Below are 9885 nucleotides of genomic sequence, written 5' to 3'. Positions count from 1 at the left end.
GTTACCGTAGCCGTATCACAGTTACCTTCAGCATCACATACCGTATACTCGATAGTTTCTGTTCCTTCAAAACCATCGTTTGGCGTATACGTAATAGTATCGTCAGAAATGTCATCAGGTGTACCACCGTCGTTAATTTCAATAGTACCGTTTGATGGATCTGTTACTGTTAATGTTCCATCGCTAGGAATACCGAAATCATTATCTAAAATATCTATTTCGATTGGAGTATTTATCGGTGTAGATACTATATCATCTATAGCATCTAAATCTTCCATAGGTCCTGTATTAGGATCTAAATAATCAGGAGTACCATCATTATCACTATCGTCATTTGTAGGATCACCATCGTTGTTTGCATCTTCGTCTGGTGTATCAACACCATCACCGTCATCGTCCAAATCCCTATAGTTTACGTCTTCTGTACCATCAGTATCAGGTAAATCGTTAGCTGGGTCGTTGATTTCATCGTTGACATCGAAGCCGTCGTTTACATCTGAACCTTCATAACCATCGTCCAATCCATCACCATCAGTATCCACACCTGTATAGGTCTGATCAGGGATTCCGTCAAAGTTGAAATCATTACCCTCGTTGTTATCAGGAACAGAATCATTATCACTGTCCAAATCAATATAATCTTCATTATCGGCATCATCCGTATTTACAGGGGTAACTCCATCCGGATAAGCACTGTTGACACCATCATTTGAAGCATACGTAGCTTCATCGTCCTCGTTAGGAGCTATATAACCATCGGTAGTCTGTGCCTCTACATTATCTGGAATTCCGTCGTTGTCACTATCGATATCCAAATGGTTCGGTATACCATCATCATCGCTATCCAATGGATTAGTTAACGGATTGTTGTCTCCATCTAAATTATCATCTTCAACACTGTCCAATATACCATCGTTGTCATCATCAAGATCCGCGCTATCGGCTACTCCATCGCCATCAGTATCAGGACCAGGACTACTGTCAGGATCTAAATAATCAGGGGTACCATCATTATCAGTATCGTCATTGGTAGGATCACCATCGTTGTTAGCATCCTCGTCTGGTGTATCAACACCATCACCGTCATCGTCCAAATCCCTATAGTTCACATCTTCGGTACCATCTGTATCAGGTAGATCGTTCGCAGGGTCATTAATCTCATCGTTAACATCGAAACCGTCATTTACATCAGTACCTTCATAACCATCATCAAGTCCGTCACCATCCGTATCCACACCTGTAAAGGTCTGATTGGGGATTCCGTCAAAATTAAAATCGTTGCCTTCATTATTATCGGCTACAGAATCATTGTCACTATCCAAATCAAGGTAATCGACATTATCGGTACCATCCGTATTTACTGGTGTAAGTCCGTCTATATAAGCACTATTAACACCATCGTTAGAAGCATACGTCGCGGCATCGTCATCGTTAGGAGCTATATAACCATCGGTAGTCTGTGCCTCTACATTATCTGGAATTCCGTCGTTGTCACTATCGATATCCAAATGGTTCGGTATACCATCATCATCGCTATCCAATGGATTAGTTAACGAATTGTTGTCTCCATCTAAATTATCATCTTCAACACTGTCCAATATACCATCGTTGTCATCATCAAGATCCGCACTGTCGGGAACACCATCACCATCTGTATCACGACCAGTATTGGTGTCCGGATCTAAATAATCAGGAGTTCCATCATTATCCGTATCGTCATTTGTTGGATCACCATCGTTGTTGGCATCCTCATCAGGTGTATCCACACCGTCACCGTCATCGTCCAAATCCCTATAGTTTACGTCTTCTGTACCATCAGTATCAGGTAAATCGTTAGCTGGGTCGTTGATTTCATCGTTGACATCAAAACCGTCATTTACATCAGTACCTTCATAACCATCATCAAGACCATCACCATCGGTATCAACACCTGTAAAAGTCTGATCAGGGATTCCGTCAAAATTAAAATCGTTGCCCTCATTGTTATCGGCAACAGAATCGTTATCACTATCTAAATCTCTATAATCGGGCTCAGCATCACCATCTGTATTGATCATATCAATACCTTGATTACCAGAACCTTCATACGCATCGTCAAGACCATCCTTATCACTATCCAATCCTGAAGGAGGAATATACCCGTCAGTTAACTGACCTTCGATATTATCAGGAATTCCATCATTATCAGAATCTATATCTCTATAATCAGGCTTAGTATCACCGTCTGTATTATATTGAGGTTCAATACCCCCTTGACCATATACCTCATCTAAACCGTCACGTGTACTATCAATACCGTCTGGTGCTAAATAACCCGCAGTAGATTGTGCCTCGTAATTATCTAAAATTCCGTCATTATCAGAATCTATATCATGAAAATCAGGAATTCCATCACCGTCAGTATCTATAGGAGACAACCCAGCTTCATAAGAATCATCAATACCATTATTATCATTATCACCAATTGGTGGAATATACCCTTCAGAAGTTTGAGCCTCTACTTTATCTTTAATACCGTCATTATCTGAATCAAAGTCTCTATAGTCAGGATACTGATCACTATCGGAATTTATCGGTATAATACCAAAACCAAAACTACCTTCATAAGCATCATCTAAACCATTTTGGTTAGCATCGATACCGGAAGGGGCTACATATTCTAAATAAGGCTGAGATTCAACATTATCTCTAATACCATCAATATCAGAATCAAAATCTAAATAATCTACTATCGCAGCTCTATCAGAGTTAATAGGAACGATACCAAAACCATAAGAACCTTCGTAAGCGTCATCAAGTCCATTATTATTATCATCAATACCAGAAGGAGCGACATAACTAATAGTACGCTGACCTTCATAATTATCTAATATACCATCTCCGTCAGAATCGATATCTAAATAATTCGGTATACCATCACCGTCCCTATCAGAAGGGTTCGTTAAGTAATCCCCATCACCGTCTTCATTCTGATCTTCAACAGTATCTAAAATACCATCATCATCTTTATCTATATCTTCTACGGATTGTTCAAAAACCAGAATTGATGTATTGACTTCTTTAGTTTCAAATCCAAAAACTTGAATACCAAGAAGCAATATCATTGAAAAAATAAATAGAAAAGAAAATCTGTCGGTATTAAAACCGTTAATTTTTATAAAAGTAATTTTACCCATAAGTGTTAGTGTTTTACTAATCACCATGGCATTGCGCAGGATTTTTCCAATGTTCGTTATAAGAAAGTGGGGCTGTCTTATTTAACGATGCTAAGATATATCATAATTAAATCAACTCAAATTCTTTTTCGATTAACCAAGGTAATAAATGGGTAATCGACAGAAAAAGCAATCTTTTTAATTATGAATAATTAACATTTCAATACTATTTACGTTGATTTCTAAATAAAAGATCATAGAATATTGAAAATATTAACCGTTAAAAACCTAATACACAATTAATCAAATACTTACAAAAAAAAATTTTATAATTATCATAACTACAACCTAAATGTTAAGAATTGATTTTATATTACTTTTGCACAAATTTTGTATATGACCTTTAAGCAAGAAATAGAACGCAGAAGAACCTTCGGAATAATTTCTCACCCAGATGCAGGTAAAACTACATTAACTGAAAAATTATTACTTTTTGGCGGTGCGATACAAGAAGCAGGCGCTGTTAAGAATAATAAGATTAAAAAAACAGCTACTAGTGATTTCATGGAAATCGAAAGACAAAGAGGTATTTCGGTTGCCACTTCTGTTCTTGCATTTAACTACAAGGGTAAAAAAATCAATATACTTGACACGCCTGGTCATAAAGATTTCGCTGAAGATACTTTTAGAACATTAACTGCAGTAGATAGTGTTATTGTTGTAATCGACGTTGCAAAAGGTGTAGAGGAACAAACAGTTAAATTGGTTGAAGTTTGTCGAATGCGTAAAATACCAATATTGGTATTTATAAATAAAATGGATAGGGAAGGTCAAGATGCTTTTGACCTACTTGACGAATTAGAACAGAAATTAGGTCTTTCTGTAACTCCATTAAGTTTTCCTATTGGTATGGGATATGACTTTAAAGGTATTTACAATATTTTCGAAAAGAATATTAACTTATTTAGTGGAGATAGTAAAAAGAACATTGAAGAGACTATAGCATTTGATGATGTTACCAATCCTGAGTTAGATAAAATTATAGGAAACAATGCAGCAACTGAATTAAGAGAAAACCTAGAATTGGTTTGGGGTGTCTACCCAAGTTTCGATAAAGAGCTTTATTTGAAAGGAGAACAGCAACCTGTATTTTTCGGTTCTGCATTAAATAACTTCGGAGTAAGAGAGCTCTTGGATTGCTTTATTCAAATTGCCCCTACCCCGCGCTCAAAGAAAGCTGAAGAACGCCTTGTAGCGGCTAACGAAAAAGAAATGACTGGGTTTGTCTTTAAAATTCATGCTAACATGGACCCCAAACATAGAGACCGTCTTGCATTTATAAAAATCGTCTCTGGTACTTTTGAACGTAACAAACCATATTTGCATGTAAGAAATGGTAAAAACTTAAAATTCTCTAGTCCGAATGCATTTTTCGCCGAAAAGAAAGAAATAGTAGATATCTCCTTTCCTGGAGACATTGTAGGACTACATGATACCGGCAATTTTAAAATAGGAGATACATTAACCGAAGGAGAAAGTTTGCACTACAAGGGTATTCCTAGCTTCTCTCCTGAACACTTCAGGTATATCAACAATGCTGACCCTATGAAGTCCAAACAACTCAATAAGGGCATTGACCAGTTAATGGACGAAGGTGTCGCCCAATTATTCACCCTAGAACTTAATGGAAGAAAAATCATCGGAACTGTAGGTGCTTTGCAGTTTGAAGTTATACAGTATAGGCTTGAGCATGAATATGGTGCTAAATGTAGTTACGAAAACTTTAATGTACATAAAGCCTGTTGGGTGGGTATAGAGAATAGAAAAACTGATGAATTCAAAGAATTTGAACGCGTAAAGCAAAAGTTCTTAGCAAAGGACAAAAAAGGACAACTAGTTTTTCTAGCAGACTCTCAATTTTCTTTGCAAATGACACAACAAAAATATCCATCGGTAAAATTTCATTTTACTTCTGAATTTGAATAAAAAAAAGCCCAACTTTAAAAGTTGGGCTTTTTTTATGCTTCACCAGTCGGACCAAAATTCATTGGTATCGAAGGTTGTTCATAATCCTTTATAGTACCATTAGCTTTTTCAAACCGCTGTACATTATCATTCAATGCTTTTAAAAACTTCTTAGCATGTTGCGGAGTAAGTATAATTCTACTCTTCACCTTTGCCTTTGGGGCTCCAGGCATCATACTTATGAAATCAACTACAAATTCAGAAACTGAATGATTGATAATGGCCAAATTAGAATAAATGCCTTCTGCCATCTTCTCATCCAATTCAATATTTATTTGTTTTTGATTCGGATTATTATTGTCACTCATATTATAGTTTTATTAAAAAAATAACCCCCAAATAAAATTTGAGGGTTAATATAAAATTAGAATCTTAATGCCTCTTTTCTGGCCATTATTTCATCATATTCTTCTTTCGATCCCACAATAATGCTATCGTAGTCTCTCATACCCGTACCAGCCGGAATCTTATGACCAACGATTACATTTTCCTTAAGACCTTCTAATGTATCAATCTTACCACTTACAGCAGCTTCATTCAATACTTTAGTCGTTTCTTGGAACGATGCCGCAGATATAAATGATTTCGTCTGTAACGACGCTCTAGTAATACCTTGTAGAATTGGAGTCGCAGTTGCCGATACAGCATCTCTTGCTTCAACCAATGTCTTATCACCACGTCTCAATAAAGAATTTTCATCTCTCAACTCTCTAGGAGTTACAATTTGACCCGGCTTAAGGTTATCAGAATCACCTGCTTCCATAACTACTTTCTTACCAAAGATTTCATCATTCTCCTTAATGAAATCATCTTTATGAATCAATTGATTCTCTAAGAAGATTGTATCACCTGGATCTTGAATTCTGACTTTACGCATCATTTGCCTAACAACTACCTCGAAGTGCTTATCGTTAATTTTCACACCCTGAAGTCTATAAACTTCCTGAACTTCGTTTACTAAGTACTGCTGTACAGCAGAAGGGCCTTTAATTGATAAGATATCTTCTGGAGTAATTGAACCATCTGACAACGGCATACCAGCCCTTACATAATCATTCTCTTGAACTAAGATTTGGTTAGAAAGTTTCACTAGATATTTCTTCACCTCACCTAATTTAGACTCAATGATGATTTCTCTATTACCTCTCTTAATCTTACCAAAAGAAACAACACCATCAATTTCAGATACAACAGCTGGGTTTGAAGGATTTCTCGCTTCGAATAATTCAGTAACTCTTGGAAGACCACCAGTAATATCACCTGCTTTTGCAGATTTACGTGGAATTTTAACCAAAATTTTACCTTCTTTAATCTTATCGCCATCATCTACCATAATGTGCGAACCTACAGGTAGGTTATACGAACGTAATGTTTCACCTTTAGCATCTTGAATTAATAATGTTGGAATCAACTTCTTGTTTCTAGATTCAGAAATTACTTTCTCTTGGAAACCGGTTTGCTCATCAATTTCAACTTGGTAAGTTACACCTTGCTCAATATTCTCATAAGCGATCTTACCTGGGAATTCTGAAACGATAACACCGTTATATGGATCCCAAGAACAAATAACATCACCTTTAGTAACCTTAGCACCGTTTTCAATAAATAATTGAGAACCGTAAGGAATATTACTTGTACTTAAAGTAATACCTGTTTTAGCATCAACTACTTTTATTTCACTAGTTCTAGAGATTACAATTTCAGCAGGTTTACCGTCTGAACCTTCTCCAGTTACCGTTCTTAAATCCTCAATCTCAGCAACACCAGAGAATCTTACTTCTAGTTTATTATCTTCAGAAATGTTACCTGCAATACCACCTACGTGGAATGTTCTAAGTGTAAGCTGTGTACCTGGCTCCCCAATTGATTGGGCAGCAACAACACCAACAGCTTCACCTCTTTGAACCATCTTATTAGTAGAAAGGTTTCTACCATAACATTTAGCACATATTCCTTTATCAGCCTCACATGTAAGTGCCGAACGAACTTCGATTTTTTCAACCGGAGAAGCTTCAACTCTTTTCACATCAACTTCCATAATTTGCTGACCCGCCTGAAGAATTATCTCTTCAGTCATTGGGTTATACACATCATGTAATGAAACACGACCTAAAATTCTTTCGCCTAAAGTTTCAACTATCTCTTCATTCTTCTTAAGCGCCTGAACTTCTACACCTCTCAAAGTTTCACAATCTTCAGTGTTAATAATAACATCTTGAGAAACATCAACTAGTCTTCTAGTTAGATAACCTGCATCCGCCGTTTTCAAAGCGGTATCCGCAAGACCCTTACGAGCACCGTGAGTAGAAATAAAGTATTCAAGAATTGAAAGACCTTCCTTAAAATTAGAAAGAATTGGGTTTTCAATAATTTCACCACCACCGGCAGTAGATTTCTTAGGCTTAGCCATCAAACCACGCATACCTGTTAACTGACGAATTTGCTCCTTAGAACCCCTAGCTCCAGAATCAAGCATCATATACACTGAGTTGAAACCTTGCTGATCCTCACGGATACGTTTCATAGCCAACTCTGTTAACTGAGCGTTAGTAGATGTCCAAACATCAATTACTTGATTATATCTCTCATTATTAGTTATAAGACCCATGTTATAGTTGGCCATAATACCGTCAACTTGAACATTGGCTTCACCAATCATATCCATCTTCTCAGCAGGAATAATAATATCCCCTAAACTAAATGACAATCCACCTTTAAAAGCGAATTCATAACCCATAGTTTTAATCTTATCTAAGAATGCAGCTGTAACTGGTACACTTGTTACTGCTAAAATATCTCCAATAATATTTCTTAAGGCTTTCTTATTTAAAACCTGGTTAATATAACCAGCCGCTTCAGGTACGTGATTATTAAATAATACACGACCAACAGTTGTAGGTATAATTTGATTAACCAACTCACCCTCTTCATTGAAATCTTTTGCTCTAACCTTTATTCCCGCATTTAAGTTTACCATGCCTTCATTGAAAGCAATCTCAACCTCTTCTGCTGAATAAAAAGTTAAACCTTCACCTTTAACTGGAACTTCTGGTGTTGATTTACGCTCCTTGGTCATATAATACAGACCAAGGACCATATCCTGTGATGGAACCGTAATCGGTGAACCATTTGCAGGGTTTAATATATTCTGAGAAGCAAGCATTAATAATTGTGCTTCTAATATTGCTTCTGGTCCTAATGGTAAGTGAACCGCCATTTGATCCCCATCAAAATCTGCATTAAATGCAGTACATGCTAATGGGTGAAGACGAATCGCTTTACCTTCTATTAATTTAGGTTGGAATGCTTGAATACCTAAACGGTGTAATGTAGGAGCCCTGTTTAATAATACCGGGTGACCTTTCAATACATTCTCTAAGATATCCCAAACTACAGGCTCTTTTTTATCTATAATTTTCTTCGCAGATTTAACTGTTTTTACAATTCCTCTTTCAATTAGTTTTCTAATTACGAAAGGTTTGTACAATTCAGCTGCCATATCTTTTGGAAGACCACATTCGAACAAGTTCAATTCTGGTCCAACAACAATTACCGAACGTGCAGAATAATCAACACGCTTACCAAGTAAGTTTTGACGGAAACGACCTTGCTTACCTTTTAATGAATCTGAAAGTGATTTTAATGGTCTGTTAGATTCAGTTTTTACAGCAGATGCCTTTCTTGTGTTATCAAACAAAGAATCGACAGCTTCCTGAAGCATACGTTTTTCATTACGTAAAATTACCTCTGGCGCCTTTATCTCTACTAATCTTTTAAGACGGTTATTACGAATGATTACCCTTCTATAAAGATCATTTAAATCTGAAGTCGCAAAACGACCACCATCTAATGGAACTAATGGACGCAATTCTGGTGGTATAACCGGAATTACCTTCATAATCATCCACTCTGGCTCGTTTTCTCTATTCTCTTGAGATTCTCTTAATGCCTCTACAACCTGTAAACGTTTTAAAGCTTCAGTTTTACGTTGCTTAGACGTTTCAGTATTTGCTTTATGTCTTAACTCGAAAGAAAGTTCTTTAAGATCTATTCTACCTAATAAATCAATCAAACACTCTGCTCCCATTTTAGCTATGAACTTGTTAGGATCAGAATCTTCTAAATATTGATTCTCTTGTGGTATAGTATCAATAATATTTAAATACTCTTCTTCAGTTAAGAAATCCATTTTTTGAATTTCTTCACCTTCAGGACCTTTAGCAATACCTGGTTGAATTACTACATAACGCTCGTAGTAAATAATCATATCCAATTTCTTGGATGGCAAACCTAATAAGTATCCTATTTTGTTCGGTAAAGAACGGAAATACCAAATATGAGCAACTGGTACTACCAAGTTAATATGACCTACACGGTCTCTACGTACTTTTTTCTCAGTAACCTCTACACCACAACGGTCACATACGATACCACGGTAACGTATACGCTTATATTTACCACAAGCACACTCGTAATCCTTTACAGGACCAAAAATACGCTCACAGAACAAACCATCGCGTTCTGGTTTGTGAGTTCTATAGTTAATTGTTTCAGGCTTTAAAACTTCACCTCTAGACTCTGCCAAAATAGATTCTGGCGAAGCTAATCCTATTGAAATTTTATCGAACCTTTTTACTGGGTTATTATCTTTTATTCTAGCCATAATAGCGTGCTGATAATGTTTTAATTTGTTTTACTTAATAGT

General features: G+C 36.4%; 4 protein-coding genes. 1 reads left to right on the top strand and 3 read right to left on the bottom strand.

Going from position 1 to position 9885, the window contains the following annotated elements:
- Window positions 1-3176 (bottom strand): Ig-like domain-containing protein (locus Q4500_RS15165; RefSeq protein ID WP_303600447.1); only part of this gene is annotated, 3176 nt, incomplete at its 3' end.
- Between the two features lie 375 nt (window positions 3177-3551).
- Between Q4500_RS15165 and Q4500_RS15160 the strand changes: the two genes are divergently transcribed.
- Window positions 3552-5141 carry a peptide chain release factor 3 gene (locus tag Q4500_RS15160; protein ID WP_303600446.1) on the top strand — a complete coding sequence of 530 codons (1590 nt, stop codon included), beginning with the start codon at window positions 3552-3554 and terminating at the stop codon, window positions 5139-5141.
- A 32-nt stretch (window positions 5142-5173) separates the two neighbouring features.
- Here Q4500_RS15160 and Q4500_RS15155 read toward each other — a convergent pair whose 3' ends face one another.
- Both Q4500_RS15155 and rpoC read right to left on the bottom strand, forming a co-directional pair.
- Window positions 5174-5488 carry a DUF3467 domain-containing protein gene (locus Q4500_RS15155; RefSeq protein ID WP_303600445.1) on the bottom strand — a complete coding sequence of 105 codons (315 nt, stop codon included), beginning with the start codon at window positions 5486-5488 and terminating at the stop codon, window positions 5174-5176.
- 56 nt (window positions 5489-5544) lie between these two features.
- Complete coding sequence (rpoC, locus tag Q4500_RS15150; RefSeq protein WP_303600444.1) at window positions 5545-9843, bottom strand: DNA-directed RNA polymerase subunit beta'; 4299 nt, start codon at window positions 9841-9843, stop codon at window positions 5545-5547.
- Between the last annotated feature and the right edge of the window lie 42 nt (window positions 9844-9885).

Origin of the sequence: Maribacter sp. 1_MG-2023 (assembly GCF_030547005.1) — a bacterium.
Taxonomy (GTDB): domain Bacteria; phylum Bacteroidota; class Bacteroidia; order Flavobacteriales; family Flavobacteriaceae; genus Maribacter.
Note: the sequence above shows the minus strand (reverse complement) of the source record. Positions and strands in the feature narration are given on the sequence as shown.

Bases quoted from the DNA above. Each gene is read 5' to 3' on its own strand.
- Q4500_RS15155 (WP_303600445.1), bottom strand. From the start codon at position 5,488: ATGAGTGACAATAATAATCCGAATCAAAAACAAATAAATATTGAATTG.
- rpoC (WP_303600444.1), bottom strand. From the start codon at position 9,843: ATGGCTAGAATAAAAGATAATAACCCAGTAAAAAGGTTCGATAAAATT.
- Q4500_RS15160 (WP_303600446.1), top strand. From the start codon at position 3,552: ATGACCTTTAAGCAAGAAATAGAACGCAGAAGAACCTTCGGAATAATT.